Genomic DNA, 22,174 nt, shown 5'->3' with positions numbered 1-22,174 from the left:
TCCGACAGTCCCTCCGTTTCCTTCGACATGTACTACAGAGCTGATCTCTTGTGCAGGAGCCGCTTGAGCGCGCCGCGCCAGGGTTGCATTTTGTGTTTGGCTCGTGGCGTAATCTCGTTCGATTGATGTTGTTAGATCCAGTTTCCTGAGGAATCTATTTCAATGCCTGAATTGCCGGAAGCAGAAGTTGCTGCCTGCCAGCTCCGCGCTCGCGTGACGGGGGCTACCGTGCGAGATTGTTGGGTTGGACGTGGAGATATTGTACGGGAGGGACTTGCGTCGCTCGGGTGGTATCATGGGGCGAAAATAGCAGGGGTGGAGCGCCGCGGGAAAAGTGTGATTCTAACGTTTACTCGTGCGAAGCAAGCCCGATTCCTTGCGGCAGAATTGGGCATGACGGGATTACTTCTTTTCCGAGGGGCTCACACCAAGCACCCGCAACATACGCATTGTATTCTGCGGCTAGAGGGCGTGGATGAGCCGGAAGTTCGCTATTGGAATCCACGTCGATTCGGACGGCTGTCTTTCTTAGACCAATCAGGCTTGGATGAGTATACCTCGCGTCGCTTCGGCTACGATCCCCTCACGATCAGTCGAGACCAATTTGTTCAGATTCTCGCTTCTACGCGAAGCAGGCTCAAGACACTTCTGATGCACCAACAAGTCATTGCGGGAATCGGCAATATTTACGCGAACGAGATTTTGTTTCGTCTCAAGCTTCACCCCGACCAGCCAGCAAATCAGATAGCGGATGTGGTAGCGATGCGTCTCCACGAGGTGATGGGAGAGGTCTTACAAGAAGCCATTCTAATGGGCGGCTCCAGCGTACGCGACTATTTTTCCCCCGATGGCACGGAGGGGCGGTATAAACAGAAACATTTAGTCTACGGTAAGACTGGCGAGCGCTGTCCGAATGCTTGTGGCGCGACCATTCAACGATCCGTTGGCGAACGAAGTTCCTTCTATTGCCCGCTTTGCCAGAAGATGAGGCGTCAACGTCCTGCATAGTCGCGTGGGTTGCCCTGCGGGGTTCTTTTCGATGACAATTTAATATTATCAATAATTTATGCTGATGAATCTTCGGTGCCGATTGTGGTAGGACTTCTGTGCTCATAGTTTAGGCCCTTTGGCGGATTGAGCTCATCGTCAGAATTCGGTACTCTGTCCATCCTTTTCTCTGCCCGTTCACATACAAGGAGTCCTCAACCATGGCAAAAGTGCTCGAAGGCCCCGGCATGGGGCTGATGAAGAAGTGGGGGATCCACGTTCCGAACTATGTGGTGGTGACCTCTGCGGATGAATTGACCAAGCTTGGACAGGCTAATGACTGGATGAAAGCATCCAAGTTGGTGGCCAAGGCGCATGAAGCATTGGGTTCACGATTCAAGCTTGGCCTGGTCAAGGTCGGCTTGGATTTGCAAGGTGCCATTGCCGCGACCAAGGAAATGATCGGTCGCCAGGTCGGAAGCATCACGGTGTCTCAAGTCATCGTGTCCGAGATGGTGCCGCACAAGGAAGAATACTACTGTGCGGTAAAGTCGACGCGGGAAGGCAGTGAAATCCTCGTCGCCAACTGCGGCGGCATTGAGGTGGAGTCGAACTGGGAGCGTGTGAAACGTTTGTGTTTGGACGTGGGGCAGCAGCCGACGCCCGAGGGATTGGAGAAGCTGGCCAAGGAGGCTGGATTCACAGGAGCCTTGGCCAAAAAAATGGCTGAGTTCGCAGGGAAGATGTTCACCTGCTTCGACAGCGAGGATGCCCAGTATCTCGAAGTGAATCCGGTCGTCACCCGCGAGGGCGACGGTGAATTGGTCGCGCTCGATGCCGTGACGCTGCTTGACGGTGACGCCAAATTCCGTCATCCGGACTGGAATTTTGCCTTTGCGGCCGAATTCGGAAGAGCCTACTCCAAAGATGAAGTTGAAGTCATGGCGGTGGACAGCAAAATCAAGGGCTCGGTGAAATTCATCGAAATCCCTGGTGGTGATACGGCAATGCTGCCTGCCGGCGGCGGAGCCAGTGTGTACTACTCGGACGCGGTGGTCGCGCGTGGTGGAAAATTGGCGAACTATGCCGAATATTCAGGCGATCCGCCTGACTGGGCGGTAGAGGTATTGACGGAGAAGGTCTGCTCATTGCCTGGCATCAAGAACATCATCGTTGGCGGTGCGATCGCAAACTTCACTGACGTGAAGAAGACATTCGGCGGCATCATCAACGGTTTCCGCAAGGCTAAGACGGATGGCAAGTTGAAGGGCGTGAAGATTTGGGTCCGCCGCGGCGGGCCGCGCGAGAAGGAAGGTCTGGACGCGATGCGAACCTTGAAGGAAGAAGGCTTCGACATTCATGTCTTCGACCGGAACACGCCGCTGACCGACATTGTTGACAAGGCGCTCCAAACGAAATGATGCGTACCGAGTGACGCGTTACGTGTGACAGGACTGCAGGGGCGCTGGCTCCTTCTCGTCACTTGTCACCCGTCACTCTTCACGGCCTTTTAAGAGGGAGACCCCGATGAGTATTCTGGCAAACAAAGACACCCGCGTAGTGATTCAGGGTGGTCAGGCAGGTGTCAACGCGGCGCGCCGGATGGCGGAGTTTTGCTATCTGATCAAGCGGCCTTTGAATGTGGAAGCCTTCGTCTATCCGCCGGACGCCGGCAAAGCGAACGAAATTCCCTACGGCAGCGGATTGATCGCCATTCCCATCTACAAGAGCATCGCGGAAGCGACCAAGCACCATCCTGCCATCAACACCAGCCTTGTCTACATCGGTGCCGATCGCGCCATGAAGGGCGGGATGGAGGCCCTGGACGATTCCCATATCAAGGTGGTCTCGATGATCACCGAGGGTGTGCCAGAAAAGGATGCCAAGTTACTGGGTGCCCATGCCCGTAAGCTTGGTAAGGTGTTCAATGGTCCGTCCTCCATCGGCATCATCTCAGCCGGCGCCTGTCGGTTGGGCGTCATTGGTGGTGCCTTCGACAACCTCGTTCTTTCCAAGCTGTATCGAGAAGGCTCGTTCGGTGTTATTACGAAGTCGGGTGGTCTCTCCAACGAGATCATCTGGATCTGCTCCCAGTTCGCCGACGGTATCACCACGGCCATCGGTATTGGCGGTGATGCCTATCCCGGGACTGACTATGTCAGCTACTTGGAGATGTTTGAAAACGATCCGCAGACCAAGGCGGTCGTCATTGTGGGCGAAATGGGCGGGGACTTGGAGGAGCGCGCGGCCGAGTGGTATGGCGCGAAGAAGCGCCGGGTTAAGTTGATCGGCGTCGTGTCCGGATTCTGTCAGGAAAGCTTGCCGAAAGGTATGAAGTTTGGGCATGCGGGCGCCAAGGAAGGCATGAAGGGCGAAGGATCGGCCCGCTCCAAATCAGATGCGCTCAAGAAGGCGGGCGCGATTGTTCCGCCGACGTTCGGGGCGTTAGGCCCGGTCATCAAGGAAACGTACGAAGAGTTGCTCAAGTCCGGCCAAGTGAAACCGGTGGTTGAGCCGGTGACCCTGCCAAAGCTCCCGAAGTCCATCGAAGAAGCGATGAAGGCCGACGAAGTCATGGTGGCTCCGCTGATCCGTACCACGATCAGCGATGACCGCGGCGACGAACCTTGCTACGACGGATACCCAGCTTCCGAACTCATCAATAAGGGCTACGAGATTCCGCACGTCATCGGGTTGCTGTGGGACAAGCGGCTCATTTCCAAGCAGGAAGCGGAAATCATCAAGCGTATCATGATGCTCTCTGCCGATCACGGTCCCTGCGTGAGTGGCGCCTATGCCACCATTTTGGCAGCCTGTGCTGGTATCGGCCTGTCGCAGGCGGTGGCTGCCGGTCTGATCATGATCGGTCCTCGATTCGGCGGCGCCGTCACGGACGCCGGTCGGTTCTTCAAGTATGCTGTCGATAACAAGATGGCGGTGGATGAATTTCTGGCCTACATGAAAAAGAATCATGGGCCAGTCCCAGGTATCGGCCATCGGGTAAAGAGCTTGCGTAACCCTGACAAGCGTGTAAAGGAACTGGTTGGGTACGTGAAGAGCCTGAATCTCAAGACTCCGTGTCTCGACTTTGCGTTGGAGGTCGAGAAAGTCACGGCGGTCAAGAAAGACAATCTGATTCTGAATGTCGACGGCACCATGGCAGCCGTCCTGGTCGATATCGGATTCCCGGTCGACAGCTTGAACGGTTTCTTTATCCTCTCCCGGACGATCGGTTTGATCGGGCACTGGGTGGATCAGAAGCGCCAGGAAAGCCGTTTGATTCGGTTGTTTGATTATCTGGTGAACTATGCGGCGCCCAAGCGTCGTGAGGTACCGCCGCTGAAGTAGCACAACCCGTGATGCATCGTCCGTGAGGCGATGAGCCCTGCAAGGGCGCCTCACGGACGATGGGTCGCGCACCCCATAGATCGTACTAACAGACGGAGAACCCACTATGTCGATGGATCTCGCCAAAGCACTGTATGCCAAGATGCCGGATGTCTTTGCCAAGGCCAGAAAGAAGTTCGGCCGTGGCCTGACGCTTGCGGAAAAAATTCTTGTCTCACACGCGGATAACTTTGATAGCCAGAGCTGGGAACGGGGCAAGGCGATGTTGGCGCTCCGTCCGGATCGTGTGGCGATGCAGGATGCAACAGCTCAGATGGCGGTGCTGCAATTCATGCAAGCCAATAAGAAAAAAGCAGCGGTGCCGAGCACGATTCACTGTGATCACTTGATCCGTGCCGAAATGGGATCACAAAAGGACCTTCTTCGGGCGCTCGATGAGAACAAGGAAGTCTATAATTTTCTTGCCTCTGCCGCGAAGAAGTATGGCATCGGCTTTTGGAAGCCGGGTGCCGGTATCATTCACCAAGTTGTGCTCGAGAATTACGCATTTCCCGGTTGTTTGATTATCGGAACCGATTCGCATACGCCGAATGGCGGCGGCTTGGGTGGGTTGGCGATCGGTGTCGGTGGGGCGGATGCCGGTGAAGTCATGGCAGGCCTCCCCTGGGAAGTCCTGCATCCGAAACTGATCGGTGTACGATTGACGGGAAAGCTCAATGGTTGGGCCTCTCCGAAAGACGTGATTCTCTACCTGTGCGGACTGCTTACCGTGAAAGGTGGCACGAACAAGATCGTTGAGTACTTTGGCCCTGGTGCCGAAACCATCAGCGCGACCGGCAAGGGCACGATCTGCAATATGGGCGCGGAGTTGGGCGCCACAACCTCCGTCTTCCCGTTCGACGAGAAGATGGTGGCCTACATGAAGATCACCGACCGGGCTGATCTGGCAAGCTTTGCGCAATCGCACAAAGACTTGTTGGTGGCCGATCCCGAAATCGCTCAATCACCAGAGAAGTACTACGATGAAATCGTTGAGATCGATCTGTCAAAGCTGGAGCCGCATGTCGTTGGGCCTCACACGCCGGATCTGGCGCGGCCAATCTCCAAATTGAAAGCCGAAGCGAAAGAAAAGGGATATCCGGTCGAGCTGAAGGCGGCGTTGATCGGCAGCTGTACCAACTCCTCGTACGAGGACATCAGTCGTTCCGCCCATGTGGCGCAGCAGGCGCTGAAGGCGGGTCTGAAGGCGAAGGCTTCGTTCCTGGTTTCACCGGGATCCGAGCGCATTTACCATACCATGAAGCGCGACGGTTTCCTTGAGACGTTCGAGAAACTTGGCGGCACTGTGTTGTCAAATTCCTGCGGTCCCTGCATCGGGCAGTGGAAGCGGGCAGATGGTGTCAAGGGACGTGCGGACTCCATTGTCAGCTCGTTCAATCGCAATTTCCCCGGACGGAATGATGGGATCAGTGAAACGCTGTCGTTCCTCGCCAGTCCGGAAGTCGTGACCGCCTACGCTATCACCGGCGATTTAGGATTTGACCCAGTCAACCAGTCGGTTAAGGGGGCGGACGGGAAGGAATTCAAGCTTCAGCCGCCGGTTGGAGAGGAATTGCCCGCTAAGGGTTTTGCCAAAGGTGAAGAAGGTTTCGTGGCACCGGCAGAAGATGGTTCGAATCTGACGGTCGACATTCCTTCAACCAGCGAGCGATTGCAACTACTGCAGCCGTTCCCGAAATGGGATGGCAAAGACTTCGAGAAATTGCCCCTTTTGATTAAGACCAAAGGCAAAACGACGACAGACCATATTTCTCCAGCTGGGCCGTGGCTCAAATTCCGTGGTCACTTGGACAAGATCAGCGACAATATGTTCCTTGGGGCCAACAATAGCTTCTCCTCAGAGCCGGGAAAGGGAACTAACGTACTGACCGGTGAATCCAACCTCACCATGGCTCAGATCGCGCGGGCCTACAAGGCCAAAGGCATTGGGTCCATTGTTGTGGGAGACGAGAACTACGGCGAAGGTAGCAGTCGCGAGCACGCCGCAATGTCTCCTCGCTTCTTGAATGTGCGGGCGGTCATCACCAAGAGTTTCGCCCGCATCCATGAGACGAATCTGAAGAAACAGGGCATCCTCCCGCTCACCTTTGCCGATCCAAAGGATTACGAGAAGATCGAACAGAACGATCGTATCAGCGTCGTGGATCTGGCCAATTTGGCACCGGGCAAGCCTGTGACAGTGGTCATTCATAAGACTGGCGGGGATGTGAAGATTCAGACGAATCACAGCATGACCGCTCAGCAAATCACCTGGTTCAAGGCCGGATCAGCGTTGAATGCTTTGAACTAAACCAATACAGCAAAAGGGGAGAAGTACAATGGCAAAAGCAGACAAAATTATTTATACGAAGACCGACGAAGCGCCAATGCTGGCGACCTATTCATTCCTGCCGATCATCAACGCCTTCACGAAAGCGGCGGGCGTAACTGTGGAGTTACGCGACATTTCGCTCGCAGGCCGTGTAATCGCGGTGTTTCCTGAATACCTTACTGCGGAGCAGAAGCAGCACGACGCCCTTGCCGAATTAGGCGAGATGGCAAAGACGCCGGAAGCCAACATTATCAAGCTGCCGAACATCAGTGCGTCTATCCCGCAGCTCGTCGCGACCATTAAGGAGTTGCAGAGCCAGGGATACAAGTTGCCGGATTATCCTGAGAATCCGAAGGACGACAAAGAAAAGGACATCAAAACCCGCTACGACAAAGTCAAAGGTAGCGCGGTCAATCCTGTGCTTCGCGAGGGCAACTCGGACCGTCGTGCGCCGCTGTCCGTCAAGGCCTATGCGCGGAAGCACCCGCACAAGATGTCCCCCTGGAGCACCGACTCCAAGACCCACGTGTCCCACATGAAAGGCGGGGATTTCCGTTCTAACGAAAAGTCGATGACGATCCCTGCGGCGACGACTGCCAAGATTGAGTTCGTCGGTGCGGACGGCAAGACGACCGTGCTGAAGGAGAAAGTTGCCTTACAGGCCGGTGAAGTGCTTGACGCCACGTTCATGAGCGTCAAGGCGTTACGCACGTTCCTGGAGCAGCAGATCGAAGAGGCCAAGAAACAGGGTGTCCTCTGGTCACTCCACATGAAGGCGACCATGATGAAGGTCTCCGATCCGAAAATCTTCGGCCATGGCGTGACCGTCTACTACAAAGACGTGTTTGAGAAGCACGCCGAGACGTTCAAGAAGCTGGGCATCGATCCGGACAATGGCCTCGGCGACGTATATGCGAAAATCAAGTCCCTGCCGGACGATCAGCGCAAGGCGATTGAAGCCGACATCCAGGCGGTCTATCAGAAGCGCCCGCCGATGGCGATGGTGAACAGCGACAAGGGCATCACTAATCTTCACGTGCCGAGCGACATCATCATCGACGCGTCTATGCCGCCGGTCATCCGTGATGGCGGCAAAATGTGGGGGCCAGACGGCAAAGCGGCGGATGTGAAGTGTGTGATTCCGGATTCCAGCTATGCGCCGGTCTATCATGAAGTCGTCGAATTCTGTAAGCAGAAGGGCCAGTTTGATCCCCGTACGATGGGCACGATCCCGAATGTTGGGTTGATGGCTCAGGCGGCGGAGGAGTATGGCTCCCACGACAAGACCTTCAAGGCGCCGAGCAATGGCACGATTCGTATTGTCGATGCGAACGGAACGGTCCTACACCAGCACCAGGTGGAAACCGGGGACATCTGGCGTGCGTGCCAAGTAAAGGATGCCCCGATTCAAGACTGGGTCAAGTTGGCCGTTACGCGCGCCCGTGCGACCGGTGCGCCGGCCGTATTCTGGTTGGACAAGACCCGCGCCCATGACGCGGAATTGATCAAGAAGGTGAATGCCTATTTGCCGAAGCACGACACGAACGGTCTGGAGATTAAGATCATGTCGCCGGCCGAGGCCTGCCGCTTCTCAATCGAGCGGATGAAAGAAGGCAAGGATACGATCTCTGTGACCGGTAACGTGCTCCGCGATTATCTCACCGATCTGTTCCCGATTCTTGAAATCGGCACTAGCGCCAAGATGCTCTCGATCGTCCCGTTGCTCAACGGCGGCGGCTTGTTCGAAACCGGCGCGGGCGGATCAGCTCCGAAGCATGTGCAGCAGTTCCAGGAAGAAGGGTATCTGCGTTGGGATTCCCTCGGTGAATTCCTTGCGCTGGCCGCGTCGCTTGAACATCTGGCGAAGGTGGGCAACAATCCGGTGGCGAAGATTTTGGCGGATACGCTGGACCAAGCCAACGCGAAGTTCCTTGAGAGCAATAAGTCCCCCGCGCGTAAAGTCGGCGAGATCGACAACCGTGGCAGCCACTTCTACCTCGCGCTGTATTGGGCGCAGGCGTTGGCGGCGCAAACCGCAGATAAGAAGATCGCTGAGCGATTTGCGAAAATTGCAAAGGATCTGAGCGACAACGAGAAGAAGATCGACGGCGAACTGCTCGCCGCGCAGGGTAAGCCGCAGGACGTCGGGGGGTATTTTCACCCGAACGATACGAAGGCCGCTAAAGCCTTGCGGCCTAGCGCAACGCTGAACGCAATCATTGACGCGATTGCTTAAGCGGTCATGATTTGATCCGGTCAGGCGCAAGGAAGACTTTTGGTCTTCTTTGCGCCGCACCTTTTCACGATTCACGAGAGAGCCATGGCACAAGAAGACACCAATGTGATTGATCAGCCGGAAGTGTTGCGCCACAAAATGGTGACGATAGAAATTTCCGGTAAGAAGTATGAAGTGCCGGAAGGTATTACGGTGATCAAGGCGTTGTGGCATACCGGCCAAGAGGTGGTGCGAGGTGCTGGATGTCTCGGGGGATTCTGCGGCGCCTGTGCCACATATTATCGCACCAAGGACGACCCGAAGGTTCGAACCTGTTTGGCCTGTCAGATGGCTGTTGGAGACGGCATGTCCTTTACCATCATGCCTCCGTTTCCAGCGCGTAAAGCCCTGTATGACATTCAGTCGCTGAAAGATCCCAAGCAAGATCTCTTCAATTTGTACCCGGAGGCGCCGCTGTGCAGGAACTGTAACGCCTGTACGGAAGCCTGCCCGCAGAAAATCGACGTACGGGAAGGCGTATGGAAAGCCGTCTTCGGAGACTTCAAAAGCGTCTCCGAGATGTTCATGGACTGTGTAATGTGTGGCATGTGCACGCCGGTCTGTATTGCGGATATTGCTCCTAATCTGGTCGCCTTGTATGTCAGCCGGGCGCAAGGTGCGTATTTTACGGAAAAACCGCAGGGCCTCGATATCCGCATCAAGGAAATTCAAGAAGGTCGCTATAACGACGAGTGGAAGAAGGTGCTCGGCATGAGTGAACAGGAATTGGCCGACCACTGCGCAACAGTGAAATAACGCATTGTGCCCTCCGCCGGTCACGGACACGTTGTTCGGGGATTGAGCGCTGCACCGAAAGCGAAACCATGGATATTCACGCACTCCAGCAGATTGTTCATCAAACGCGGGACGCTCGCCGCAAGCAGACGATCCAGAAGTTCTCCCCCGCAGACCGAGATCAACTCATTCATAAGTATCACCCGGACTATCGGGCCAGTGCCTATCGACCAATTCGATTTGGTCCAAATGCCAATGACAAAACCGTTGTGGAATTGGCTGCCCTGCTGGAAGGTGATAGCTCAATTCCTGAGAATCTCGACGTGACTCCGCAGTATACGACGGACGTCCTTGTTATCGGCGGCGGTGGTGCCGGGTGCGCAGCAGCGCTTCACGCCCACGCCAGCGGAGCCAAGGTCATCCTAGCCACGAAACTTCGCCTGGGCGACTCGAACAGCGTGATGGCGCAAGGCGGGATGCAAATTTCAGTGGCTCCGGAAGACTCCCCGGTCACCCACTTTCTTGACACCCTCAAGGGTGGTCACATGCAAAATGACCACGAACTGCTGAAGGTCATGGTCGAGGAGGGGCCGTCCATTGCCAAGTGGCTCATTGAGCTCGGCGTGCTCTTTGATCGCCAGGTTGACGGCAATCTGCATGTGAAAAAGGGCGGCGGAAGTTCCAAGCCGCGCCTTCTCACCTGCTCTGACTACACCGGCCTCGAGATTATGCGTGTATTGAAGGACGAGGTCCTGAATCAAAAGATACAGCTGCTCGAGTTTTGTGCAGCGGTAGAGCTGCTGAGTGATGACCAAGGTCACTGCAGCGGTGCGATCTTTAAAGATCTCGACAATCAGCGTCATGTCGTCGTTGCAGCGAAATCTGTGATCCTGGCGACTGGCGGAATCGGGCGGTTACACATTCAGGGGTTCCCAACAAGCAATCACTATGGTGCCACCGGCGATGGTTTGTGCCTGTCCTATCGGATGGGCGCGAAGCTCGATCATATCGATACATTTCAGTACCATCCTTCCGGCGCGGTGTATCCCGAGCAATTGATTGGGGCGCTGGTGACCGAAGGTATTCGCTCCGAGGGCGGACACTTGGTGAACGCCAAGGGCGAGCGATTCGTCAACGAATTGGACACGCGGGATGTCGTGTCCTCCTCCATCATCCGAGAATGCGAGGAAGGACGGGGGATTCGTACGATGTCCGGACGGGTCGGGGTCTGGCTGGACACTCCACTGCTCGATGCCGAACATGGTCCGGGCACTGTGGAGAAGCACTTCCCTGCCATGATGATGCAATTCGAGCGATTTGGAATCGATATCAGTAAAGACCCCGTGCTCATCTATCCCACGTTGCACTATCAGAACGGCGGGGTGAAGATCGACGCGAATTCAGAAACCAACGTCAAAAATCTATTTGTCGCGGGAGAAGCATCCGGAGGATTACACGGGCGGAATCGATTGATGGGCAATTCTCTGCTCGATCTCATGGTGTTCGGCAAGCGGTCAGGGTTGACGGCTGCCGCTCGAGCGAGCTCCATGCAGCAAGGGAAATTGACGCTCAACCACCTGCAACGGTTCAGAGCTGAAGCCAAGAGGCATGGCAACTCCAGCGGTGTGATTTCCCCGATGATTCTTCCTGCGTATACGCGTAAAGAAGCAGACCGTGTCGTGACGACGTGAAAGCGCAAGGTTGCGGCCGCGCAACCACGTTGACGTCTGCACGGGTTACGTTATTTGTCATGAGCCACTAGCTCCTAAGAGGAATCAATGAACGTTCATGAATTTCAAGCCAAGTCGTTGTTCGCGCAATTCGGCGTACCAGTCCCGCGCGGGAAGGAAATCACGTCTCCTGAGGCGGCCACCACCTGGGCTAATGAACTGAATACACCGGTGCTTGTCGTCAAGGCACAGATTCACGCTGGTGGACGGGGTAAGGCCGGAGGCGTCAAGATTACCAAGGACAAGGCAGCGGTCGCCGGTTTGGCCAAAGAACTCATCGGGAAGACGCTGGTCACTCATCAGACGGGACCGAAGGGTCGCACGGTCCATCGCCTCCTTATGGAAGAGGGAGCTAATATTGCCAAGGAGCTGTATCTCAGCATCCTGGTTGATCGAGACACCGGGTGGGCCACCTTTATCGCGAGCACTGAAGGTGGCATGGAAATCGAAGAGGTCGCCGAGAAATCCCCAGAGAAGATCATCAAGGAGGCCGTTGATCCTGCGGTTGGATTTCAGGGCCACAATGGTCGGAATGTTGCGTTTGCGCTTGGGCTGCAACACATCGAACCGGCAGTCATCAACCCCTTTGTCCAGTTGCTGGGGAATCTTTACCGTCTCTTTATGGAGAAGAATGCGGCATTGGTAGAGATCAACCCCCTGATCATCACGAAAGAAAAAACGTTGGTGGCATTGGACGGCAAGGTCTCGTTTGATGACAATGGTATTTTCAAGCACGCGGACGTGCAGAGCATGCGCGACTTGAACGAAGAGGATCCTTTGGAGATCGAGGCAACGGCGAACAATCTCAATTACGTGAAGCTCGATGGCAACATTGGCTGTATGGTGAATGGAGCCGGGTTGGCCATGGCCACAATGGACGTGATTAAGCTTGCCGGCAGTGAGCCTGCAAATTTTCTTGATGTGGGTGGCGGCGCCACTAAGGATACCGTCGCAGCCGGCTTTCGGATTCTGTTGAAGGACCCGAACGTCAAAGGCATCTTCATCAACATCTTTGGTGGAATTGTTCGTTGTGAACGTATCGCCAACGGTGTGATCGAAGCCGCGAAGGAAGTGAAAATCAATGTGCCGCTTGTGGTCCGCCTGCAAGGTACGAATGCGCCCGAAGGGAGAACACTGCTCGCGGAATCAGGATTGAAAGTGGACGTTGCCGATGACCTCTGGGAGGCGGCGCAAAAAATTGTGAAGTTGACTGGAAAAGCCGCCTGAGGTTGATGAGGCCGGGGTTGGGGCTGACTCTGCGCTCGTTGCGGGAATCGGCGGCAGCCTGGGTTGATCCGCGCAGTACAGCGTTCACAGCGCCGCACGTCATTGATTGCGCGCCTGCCCGGTGCTCCGGGGGAGGCGGGAAAGAGAAGAGGATATCGTGAGCATCTTGGTGAATAAGAACACGCGGGTGGTTGTACAAGGAATCACGGGAAAGGAAGGTTCCTTCCACGCGACCCAGTGCAAAGCCTATGGGACGCAGGTCGTTGCAGGCGTGACGCCTGGCAAGGCCGGGCAGGAGGTCGAGGGCATTCCAGTTTTCAATACTGTGCGCGACGCCGTGAAGAAGACGGAATGCGACACTTCATTGATCTTTGTGCCGCCGCCTTTTTGTGCGGATGCGATTCTCGAAGCCGCTGATGCAGGCGTCAAGCTCGTGATCTGTATCACGGAAGGAATCCCTGTCAACGACATGGTCCGGGTCAAGCGAGCCCTGCGTGGGCGGGATGTCAGGCTCGTCGGCCCCAATTGTCCTGGTGTCATCACGGTCGATGAAGCCAAAATTGGGATCATGCCTGGATTCATTCATAAGAAAGGTGTGGTCGGGGTGGTTTCCCGCAGCGGCACCCTCACGTACGAAGCCGTCCATCAGCTATCGACCTTGGGGCTTGGGGAGACGACCTGTGTCGGTATCGGTGGTGACCCGGTCAATGGAACCGGGTTTGTGGATGTGCTGCCGCTGTTTGAGAAAGATCCAGAAACGCAGGCCATCGTCATGATTGGCGAAATCGGCGGTGATGCGGAGGAGAAAGCGGCAGAGTTTATCAAGAAACAGGTAAAGAAGCCTGTGGTGAGTTTTATCGCCGGGATCACTGCCCCCCCTGGGCGTCGAATGGGACATGCTGGTGCCATCATTTCAGGCGGCAAGGGCACGGCTTCCGAAAAGATGAAGGCCCTTGAAGCAGCCGGTGTGCGTGTGGTGAAGAATCCTGCAGAGATTGGTCATGCCGTGAAGGCTGCATTGGGCCGATAAACGTAGCTCAAGATGTATCCGAGCGGGGGCGTCGGGCAATCCGGCGCCCCCGCTGTATTTTCGGGGTTGAGTTTCGCGCGCGGCTTGGGCATGCTGCAGAGAAACAGGGCGCACGTACTGACGATCGTGGAGGGGCTATGAAGATTCGTGTTCTAGCGGTGCTGTTGGCGGTCACATGGTGGGGCTCTGTTGCAGTGGCTGCCGAACGTGGCACAACCCTGACGTGGCATGGACATGCCGCGTTTGAGATCACCACGCCTAAAGGCGCGATCATTCTGATCGACCCCTGGTTGCAGAACCCACTCAATCCACTGGTCAAGGATAAGCAAAACCCGGTCGACCATATGACGAAGGCGGATTATATTCTCATCACGCACGGGCATTTTGATCACGTCGGGGATGCCGTTGCCATTGCGAAGAAGACCGGGGCCAAACTCGTGGCCAATTTTGAGTTGGCGGCCACGTTGTCCAAACTTCACGGATACCCAAAAGAGCAGATCGGATTTCCCACGTTCATGAATCCCGGGGGGGAAATCCGAATCGCTGACGGCGAAGTGCAGGTGGCGATGACACCCGCCGTGCATTCCAGCGGTTTGGGAAACCCTTTCGCCAAGGAACAGGAATCGGATTTTGTGTATGGCGGAAACCCGGCCGGTTTTGTTCTAACGATCCAGCAGGGGCCGACGTTCTATCACTCCGGAGACACGGCATACTTCAAGGATATGGAGGTTATCGGGGAGCAGTACGGACCTGATATCGCCTTGTTGAACATCGGGGGACATTTCGGGATGGAGTCGGCCATGGCGGCTAGGGCGGCGGCCAGCGTCAAGGCCAAGTATGCGATTCCTCATCATTACGGCACCTTCCCAGTACTGACTCAGGATGCCCGTGAGTTTGGCGAGGAAGTGAAGCGCCGGCACATCGGATTTCTCCCGATGCAACCAGGGGAAACCTTGATGTTTGAAGGGGCTCAGCCCATCAAGCCGCAGCACTGAGTGCCGAGATTCTTTCTTTTCCCCTGTGTGCTAGTCGTGATAGGCTGCAGGCCCTGTGAGTTGCCATCGGTTTCATAGGGGGCGCCGCTCGTCTCTCATCAACCCTTCTCCAAGAATAGGGACGCTGACATGTTGGTCTTTCTGATACACGTTCGCGATCCCCAGTTTTATGCATTGCCCGCAAAGACTCGGGCGAAGAACGGTCGCATTCGAGTCATGGGTTTTCCGCCGATCGGCATCATGTCGCTGTCCGCCGTACTAAAACAGGCCGGACATGAGTGCGTGATGTTCGACCAAGCCAACCCGGAAACTCCCAACGACTTCATCATCGAACAGATTAAAACCCGGAAGCCGGTGCTTGTCGGGCTAAGCTTCCTAAGTACGACGAGCTACCCCTACGCCAAGATTTTAGCTAGGCAGATCCGAGCCGAGGATGCCAAGGTCAAGTTGGCGTTTGGGGGGGTGTTTGCCAGTCTGAATGCGGGATTGGTCAAGTTGCAGTGTCCCGAAGTGGATTTTGTTTGTCGTGGGGATGGAGAGCAGCTCCTGTTGGACCTACTCAAGAACATGGACGATCCCAGTTCCGTCGGCGGCGTGACGTGGGCGAAGGACGGGCGTGTGGTGAACAACCCGAATCGTTCTGTGGAACGTCATCTCGATCAGTGGGCGTTTCCTGATCGGGAAAGCCTCGAATTGGATTTTGTGGAATCGATGCCGCTGGATGTGCCGGCGGTTCTTTCCATGGAACGATTTACGACCATGCAGACCTCAAGGGGGTGCCCCTGGCCCTGCGTGTTCTGCGATATCCCGATCTTTAATGAGGGAAAGTGGCGCGCCAGGAGCGCCGATCACGTGGTGGCGGAGCTCAAATATCTTGAGGCCAACGGGTATGGGTCTGTCTATTTCGTCGACGACCATTTCCTGCTTCAACCCAAGCGCATCGAAGCGATCTGTCAAGGGGTCATTGATGCCAAGCTCTCAATTCAGTGGGGAATCGAAGGACGGGTGGATTCCGTCGCGCAACATCTCTTCCCCATTATGGCGCAGGCCCACTGTCGGACGGTCATGTTTGGAATCGAAAGCGGAAGCCAAAAAATTTTGGATCGACTGCAAAAGGAACAGACGTTGGAGGAAGTGGAGACCGCCGTCAAGAATGCGAAGAAGGCGGGCATTGAAATCGTTCACGGGTTCTTCACAGTCGGAAATCCAGATGAAACCGTCGAGGATATGGAGAAGACGTTCGAGTTCGCCTCACGGCTTCCGTTGGATACGTTCGGCTTCAATCGTCTCTGTGTCTACCGGGGCACGCCTCTGTGGCAGGAATACGTCAAACGTGGTCTGGTGAGTGACGCCAAGGATTGGTACAAGTACTTCAAATGCTCCGAGATTGATCCCACGTGCCTTCCTGGGGAAGTGATCAATCAAGTCCGCCAGGAAGGTTTGAAGAAACTGTTTCTCTACAAGTTGACTCGGTATCCCATTCAAACCTTCAAATTGCTTCGCCGCTTCCTCCGTTATATGCCGTTCCGTGACGTTGCCTATCTCATCATGAAGCCCTTCCTCGGTCAGAAAAAAGGTGCGACTAAGGCGGAGGTTCTTTCGCGTGCCGTGGAGCATGCCGAAATGAAGGATGCTGCAGCCCAGCTCACCCAGCTGAGCGACGAGTTACTGCACAATGTCATGGAAGAATCCAAAGCTGAACGGCAGCGGATTCAGCAGGAAGCAGAAGGAACTCGAGAACTGCCGATGGTGCAGACACGCTAAAGCGGCGTGTTCACTCGGTCGGCTGGTTGTGATCCGCCTGAGCCCCAGAAACCCCGTTGTTCCCCAGGAGCCTTGCTGAGCCTCTTCGCAGAGTTTGGTATGACGTTCATCTAGAGATGTGTCTACCGGTCCATTGCCTATGTGGTTGTATCGCGCCATTGATCGCATGTGACGTCTGACGCATGCCGGTGTTGATACGAGGTTCTTGTCTCCTCCTCAAAGTAATACTGCCCACAAAGGGATGGCTGCGGTTGATGCGCTGAAGCAGTGGCTGCGGGGAAACAGGCGATTGGTATTGCGGGTAATGAATGGAGCTGCGGGAAGAGGTCGGCCGGAGCCTCGCAGTTCGAGGCTCCGGCTTAGGTGTAGCGCGCTAGGTTCCCATTTCCCAAGAGGCCAGATATTTCACCTGCTCTTTGGTGAGTTTGTCGATCGACATGCCCATGCCCGCCAGTTTGAGACGAGCGATTTCCTTGTCGATATCGGCAGGGACAGGGTACACCTTCTTCTCGAGTTTTTTGTAATTCTTGACGATAAATTCCGCTCCCAGTGCTTGATTTGCAAAGCTCATGTCCATGACGCTGGAAGGATGGCCTTCCGCCGTCGCGAGATTGACCAGCCGACCTTCGCCGAGCAGGCTCACGCGCCGACCATTCTTCAGCGTGTACTGGTCTACACCGGTCCGCACCGCAAGCTTTTTCTTGCTGAGCTTTTCCAGTGCCGGTATGTCCAACTCAACATTGAAGTGACCGCTGTTGCAGACGATCGCGCCGTCTTTCATGGCTGCAAAGTGTTCGCCACGGATCACGTGAATGTTGCCGGTGACGGTGACGAAGAAGTCGCCGATTGCAGCAGCCTGTTCCATGGGCATGACGCGGTAGCCGTCCATGACGGCTTCCAGCCCCTTCATGGGATCCACTTCGGTGACGACGACATCGGCCCCCATGCCCTTTGCGCGCATGGCGATTCCACGGCCACACCATCCGTAGCCGACGACGACGACTGTGGAGCCGCAGACCAGGCGATTCGTGGCGCGTACGATACCGTCTAGGGTGCTTTGACCCGTGCCGTACCGATTGTCGAACATATGCTTGGTATCGGCGTCATTGACGGAGATGACCGGGAATTTGAGGACCTTCTTTTCGGCCATGCTGCGGAGTCGAATCACGCCGGTGGTGGTTTCCTCTGTGCCGCCGATCACGTTCTTGAGCAGATCTTTGCGCTTGGAATGGAGGTGCGAGACCACATCGGCCCCGTCATCCATGGATACTTGCGGCTTGTGGCCGATCGCGGATTCGATGTGGCGATAGTAGGTCTGGTTGTCTTCACCTTTGATCGCAAAGGTGGGAATGCCGTCATGGCGAACCAGCGCGGCGGCGACGTCATCCTGTGTGCTCAGGGGATTCGACGCGCAGAGTCGTACATCTGCGCCTCCGGCCTTCAGCGTCTTCATGAGATTGGCGGTTTCGGTGGTGACGTGGAGGCAGGCGGTGACGCGAATGCCTTTCAGTGGACGTTCACGCTCGAATCGTTTGCGAATCAGCCGCAGTACCGGCATCGTGGCTTCGGCCCATTCAATCTTGAGTTTGCCCTGATCAGCTAAGCCCATGTCTTTCACATCGTAATCCACTGGTTCCTCCTCCTGTGTCGTGTCTGATGGGTGTTTTCGATTGCAGAAAAAAGGGGCGGGCTTGTGCCCCGCCCCCTTGGCTGTGACAGGTGTGACAGGACTCTAGAGGCCTGCATCCTTCCGCAAGGCTTTTGCCTTGTCGGTCTTTTCCCACGTGAATTCCGGCTCGTTACGGCCGAAGTGTCCGTAGGCGGCCGTCTTTCTGAAGATTGGACGGCGAAGCTTGAGATGGTCGATGATCCCGCGCGGGGTCAGTGGGAAATGCTTTCGAACCAACTTGTCCAAATTTTCGGGAGCGACGTTTTCCGTGTCCTTGGTATCGACCAGCACGGAGACGGGGTCGGCAACTCCGATCGCATAGGCCAGCTGAACTTCGCACTTTGATGCTAGTCCTGCGGCAACGATGTTCTTGGCGATGTAGCGGGCCATATAGGAAGCCGAGCGGTCCACCTTTGATGGATCTTTCCCTGAGAACGCGCCACCGCCATGGCTGCCGTGGCCGCCGTAAGTGTCGACGATAATCTTGCGGCCGGTCAGCCCCGTATCGCCCATCGGACCGCCGACCACGAAGCGTCCGGTGGGATTGATGTGATGTTTCACGCTGGTTGGGTCATAGAGGCCTTTCGGCATGACCGGGCGAATCACATGCTCCATCAAATCCTTCTCAATCTGCTTATTGGTTACCTCAGGGCTATGCTGGGTGGACACCACAATGGTATCCACGCGGAACGGTTTGCCGTCCTTGTATTCAACCGTGACTTGGGATTTCCCGTCGGGGCGAACCCACTTCAGAATCTTCTTCTTCCGCACTTCCGCCAGGCGCTTGGTGAGCCGATGCGCCAGCACGATCGGCATCGGCATGAGCTCCGTCGTTTCGTTGGTCGCGTAACCGAACATAAGCCCCTGGTCTCCTGCGCCGCCGGAATCCACTCCCATGGCGATATCGCCGGATTGCTGGTGGATGGAGGTCAGGACAGAGCAAGTATTGGAGTCGAAGCCCCATGAGGCATCGGTATAGCCGACATCCTTGATCACATCACGGATGATATCGGGGATCTCGACGTAGGCTTTGGTGGAAATTTCGCCGGCCACGAAGGCGATACCAGTCGTCAGGATCGTCTCGCAGGCGACCCGGGAAAGCTTGTCTTGAGCAATAATGGCATCAAGGATTCCATCGGAAATTTGATCGGCGATCTTGTCCGGGTGTCCTTCCGTGACCGATTCAGACGTAAACAAATAGTTATGTCTCATTGTTCCCCCTGGAAGTGAAGTGATTCGAGGATGCGGCGGTTAGAATTCGGTGGCACGCCGAACGAAGGTGGAAGATTCGGCACCTACACTGATATGGCAACTCCGCAAAAAACTAAAGCAATAGTAGCTGACCGGATGATTTTTGTCTACCGTTCTTAATGGATTAGGTGCGGTGCTGCTCCGTCCGCGCGGCTTGCTTGACAGCCCTTCGAGACGACTTGTAAGATGGCTTACTTTTCGCGCATTTGGAACCTTTTCACTATAGACGCTCTGCCCCGGCACTTCCAACCTCGTGGTACCGGCCTGCATTGGCCGCAGAATCCCACACGCAGCTCGTCATTAGGTATGATGATGGTCTGCATGACGGCCAGGTCGAAGCAACGAGGCGTGTTGATTCATGAACGATAAATCTGATGCAGCATCCGATGTGAGCGCAACCCGTCCTTCCACTTCCGGCCTGGGATGGGAAGAGTTTTCACGCGAGGTCGTCGACTTTTTCGCCTCTATTAAGTTGGCGATGTTCTTATTCATTGTCCTCGCCATGACCGCCACCATCGGGACTGTGATTCAGCAGGGTGAGCGTCCGGAAACCTATGTGCAGGAGTATGGGGAAGAGGCCTACCGCTGGTTTCTTCGCCTCGGGTTCACCGATGTGTATCACACCTGGTGGTTCACCGGACTGCTCGGACTGCTCTGCGTCAATTCACTCACCTGTTTCTATAAACGGTTTCCCAGTGTGTGGCGCTCGATGCGTCAGGACAAGGTCAGTGTCTCATTGTCCTTTATCCAGGGGATGAAGCAACAGACGACCCTCGCGCTCAATCAGCCCAAAGAAACCGTTGCCGAAGGCCTTGTGAGGCTCTTTGCGGAAAAAGGCTACAGAGTGCTTGCGAAGAGTGAGCCTGGGGAAGTCACCGTCTATGCGACCAAAGGCATCATGGGCCGAGTCGGTGCGCACGTAGCCCATTTGAGCGCGACGGTGATCGTGTTGGGTGGCCTGCTCGGGAGCTACTATGGATTCCAAGAGTTCGGGGTGTGCTTAGAGGGGCAGACGTATCACATCCCGCGAGGCAACTTTGATCTCCGTGTCGATAAGTTCTGGATCGACTACCATGAAAACGGTTCGGTGAAGTCCTACAACAGTACCTTGACGGTCATCGATCAGGGGACGCCGACGATGACGAAGACCATTACCGTCAATGATCCGCTGGTGTACAAGGGCATCTGGTTTTACCAGTCCAGTTATGGGGATGCCTGGGATCAGATCGAGGCCGCTCGCATCAATATTAAGGACAAGGCGAACGATAAAATCCTAGCGACGGTCGACCTGGAGTGGAACAAAGAAAAAGCCGTCGATGGGCTGCCCCTCAAGATGAAGATGACGGATTTCGTGGCCGATTTTGCGTTCAACTCGACGGAGAAAAAAGTCTTCTCCAAGACGGCCGAACACGCCAATCCCGCGATCCGGTTGGCGGTGGATGAGCGCAGTGCCGTGCAATCCACACCGTGGGTGTTTTATCATTATCCGGATCTCTTTGAGATCAAAGACTCCGCGTATCAGTTTGAATTCATCGGGTATCAGCCCAAGAAGTTCACCGGGTTGCAGATTGCCAGGAATCCCGGCATCAACATGGTCTGGATTGGGTGTACGATGTTGGTGGTAGGTATGACGCTGTCGTCGCTGATCTACCATCGGCGGCTGTGGGCGAAGATTATTCCTGGCGAGTTCGGGGTGACGCTTCACCTGGGGGGCACGACGCATAAGAGCCAAATTGATTTTCAAAAAGAGTTCAAGAAACTGACGGACAAGATTCAAGCTAAGACCTCATCCTGATGACCGATGCGGCACCGCTCGAATGAGCCCTCCTTTGGAGGCGTGCTGCACACGACGATATGAGAGACGGAGGCCTGTTATGATGCGATCGTTGTTTCTCTTCGATATGACCTTCTGGCTGTACCTGGCCGCACTGGGCCTCTATGTGGCGTATCTCTTCGCGAAACGCCCCGCCATGCAGATGGCTCCGGCAGGACATCCCATCGACAATCTTGAAGACCGTGATGGTGCCTGGGCTACTCAATTAGGGCAGGTGGCCACGTTGGTCACGGTGTTCGGATGGGTGCTGAATACGCTGGCGTTGACCACCAGGGCGTTCGAGCGAATGGAGCATTCCGGCACATTTGCTCCGTGGTCGAATCAGTTCGAGGCGATGGCCTATGTCTCCTGGGCCATCATTCTGGGATATGTCCTCCTGGAGATTCGGTACAGGATCAAGGCGGTCGGGGCTTTCGTGGTGGGTATTGGGTTCATCGCCATGGGGGCGGCGTCGCTCTTGCCCTACCGGTACCAGACGGCAGAGCCGCTCGTCCCGGCGTTAAACAGCTATTGGATCTATATCCATGTCTCCGTCACCTTGACCAGCTATGCTGCGTTCGCCATGGCTGGTGGACTGGGTCTGATGTACCTGTTCAAGGAGCGAGCGGTGAATCGGGGACTGCAGTCCAGATTCTACGCGGCCTTTCCCGATCTCGAAACCATCGATGAGCTTGGATATAAGGCGATCATGCTCGGGTTTCCGCTGCTGGCGTTCGGGATCATCCTGGGAGCGATGTGGGCGAACTATGCCTGGGGTGGTTACTGGAGTTGGGATCCGAAGGAAACCTGGTCGCTGATCGTGTGGCTGATCTACGGGGCCTATATTCATGCCCGTATGACGCGAGGGTGGGAAGGGCACAAGGCCGCCATCTATGCGATCTTCGGATTCCTGATGGTGATTTTCTGTTTCTGGGGAGTGAATTTCTTGCTCTCCGGTCTCCATGCGTATGCGTAGACC

Annotated in this window: 15 protein-coding genes; 13 read left to right on the top strand and 2 right to left on the bottom strand. The window is 55.6% G+C overall.

Translation table 11 applies throughout. The annotated features are described in order from the left end of the window. Window positions 1–162 precede the first annotated feature (162 nt). The 11 genes from mutM to JNL86_10305 all read left to right on the top strand — a co-directional run bounded on the left by mutM (window position 163) and on the right by JNL86_10305 (window position 16,462). Window positions 163–1,008: a bifunctional DNA-formamidopyrimidine glycosylase/DNA-(apurinic or apyrimidinic site) lyase gene (gene mutM, locus JNL86_10355; GenBank protein MBL8043304.1), complete on the top strand. Its 846-nt coding sequence runs from the start codon at window positions 163–165 to the stop codon at window positions 1,006–1,008. A gap of 200 nt (window positions 1,009–1,208) precedes the next feature. Beyond that, entirely contained in the window at window positions 1,209–2,408 is a 1,200-nt protein-coding gene (locus JNL86_10350; protein MBL8043303.1) for an ATP citrate lyase, read from the top strand. Between the two features lie 106 nt (window positions 2,409–2,514). Next, the gene (locus tag JNL86_10345; protein MBL8043302.1) at window positions 2,515–4,335 is read left to right on the top strand and encodes an ATP citrate lyase; all 1,821 of its coding nucleotides are present in this window, start codon (window positions 2,515–2,517) and stop codon (window positions 4,333–4,335) included. A 106-nt stretch (window positions 4,336–4,441) separates the two neighbouring features. Continuing rightward, window positions 4,442–6,685, top strand: coding sequence for an aconitate hydratase (locus JNL86_10340; protein ID MBL8043301.1), 2,244 nt, complete (start codon window positions 4,442–4,444; stop codon window positions 6,683–6,685). Window positions 6,686–6,713: 28 nt separating this feature from the next. After that, window positions 6,714–8,942: an NADP-dependent isocitrate dehydrogenase gene (locus tag JNL86_10335; GenBank protein MBL8043300.1), complete on the top strand. Its 2,229-nt coding sequence runs from the start codon at window positions 6,714–6,716 to the stop codon at window positions 8,940–8,942. 84 nt (window positions 8,943–9,026) lie between these two features. Beyond that, window positions 9,027–9,737 carry a (2Fe-2S)-binding protein gene (locus JNL86_10330; GenBank protein ID MBL8043299.1) on the top strand — a complete coding sequence of 237 codons (711 nt, stop codon included), beginning with the start codon at window positions 9,027–9,029 and terminating at the stop codon, window positions 9,735–9,737. Window positions 9,738–9,805: 68 nt separating this feature from the next. After that, complete coding sequence (locus JNL86_10325) at window positions 9,806–11,407, top strand: FAD-binding protein (protein ID MBL8043298.1); 1,602 nt, start codon at window positions 9,806–9,808, stop codon at window positions 11,405–11,407. A gap of 87 nt (window positions 11,408–11,494) precedes the next feature. Continuing rightward, window positions 11,495–12,673 carry an ADP-forming succinate--CoA ligase subunit beta gene (gene sucC, locus JNL86_10320; GenBank protein ID MBL8043297.1) on the top strand — a complete coding sequence of 393 codons (1,179 nt, stop codon included), beginning with the start codon at window positions 11,495–11,497 and terminating at the stop codon, window positions 12,671–12,673. A gap of 157 nt (window positions 12,674–12,830) precedes the next feature. Continuing rightward, window positions 12,831–13,703 carry a succinate--CoA ligase subunit alpha gene (gene sucD / locus JNL86_10315; GenBank protein ID MBL8043296.1) on the top strand — a complete coding sequence of 291 codons (873 nt, stop codon included), beginning with the start codon at window positions 12,831–12,833 and terminating at the stop codon, window positions 13,701–13,703. A 137-nt stretch (window positions 13,704–13,840) separates the two neighbouring features. Further along, a complete protein-coding gene (locus JNL86_10310) occupies window positions 13,841–14,698 on the top strand; it encodes a metal-dependent hydrolase (GenBank protein MBL8043295.1) in 858 nt (285 codons plus the stop codon). 129 nt (window positions 14,699–14,827) lie between these two features. Continuing rightward, entirely contained in the window at window positions 14,828–16,462 is a 1,635-nt protein-coding gene (locus JNL86_10305; protein MBL8043294.1) for a B12-binding domain-containing radical SAM protein, read from the top strand. Window positions 16,463–16,835: 373 nt separating this feature from the next. Here JNL86_10305 and JNL86_10300 read toward each other — a convergent pair whose 3' ends face one another. Both JNL86_10300 and JNL86_10295 read right to left on the bottom strand, forming a co-directional pair. Then, window positions 16,836–18,092, bottom strand: coding sequence for an adenosylhomocysteinase (locus JNL86_10300; protein ID MBL8043293.1), 1,257 nt, complete (start codon window positions 18,090–18,092; stop codon window positions 16,836–16,838). A gap of 102 nt (window positions 18,093–18,194) precedes the next feature. Then, entirely contained in the window at window positions 18,195–19,343 is a 1,149-nt protein-coding gene (locus JNL86_10295) for a methionine adenosyltransferase (protein MBL8043292.1), read from the bottom strand. Between the two features lie 397 nt (window positions 19,344–19,740). Here JNL86_10295 and JNL86_10290 point away from each other — a divergent pair, with 397 nt between their 5' ends. Continuing rightward, on the top strand, window positions 19,741–21,177 hold the full coding sequence (locus JNL86_10290) for a cytochrome c biogenesis protein ResB (protein ID MBL8043291.1): 1,437 nt from the start codon (window positions 19,741–19,743) through the stop codon (window positions 21,175–21,177). A 79-nt stretch (window positions 21,178–21,256) separates the two neighbouring features. Further along, window positions 21,257–22,171 carry a c-type cytochrome biogenesis protein CcsB gene (gene ccsB / locus JNL86_10285; protein ID MBL8043290.1) on the top strand — a complete coding sequence of 305 codons (915 nt, stop codon included), beginning with the start codon at window positions 21,257–21,259 and terminating at the stop codon, window positions 22,169–22,171. Window positions 22,172–22,174 lie beyond the last annotated feature (3 nt).

This window comes from Nitrospira sp., from assembly GCA_016788885.1.
Classification (GTDB): domain Bacteria; phylum Nitrospirota; class Nitrospiria; order Nitrospirales; family Nitrospiraceae; genus Nitrospira_A.
This window is presented reverse-complemented; position numbering and strand designations above follow the sequence as displayed.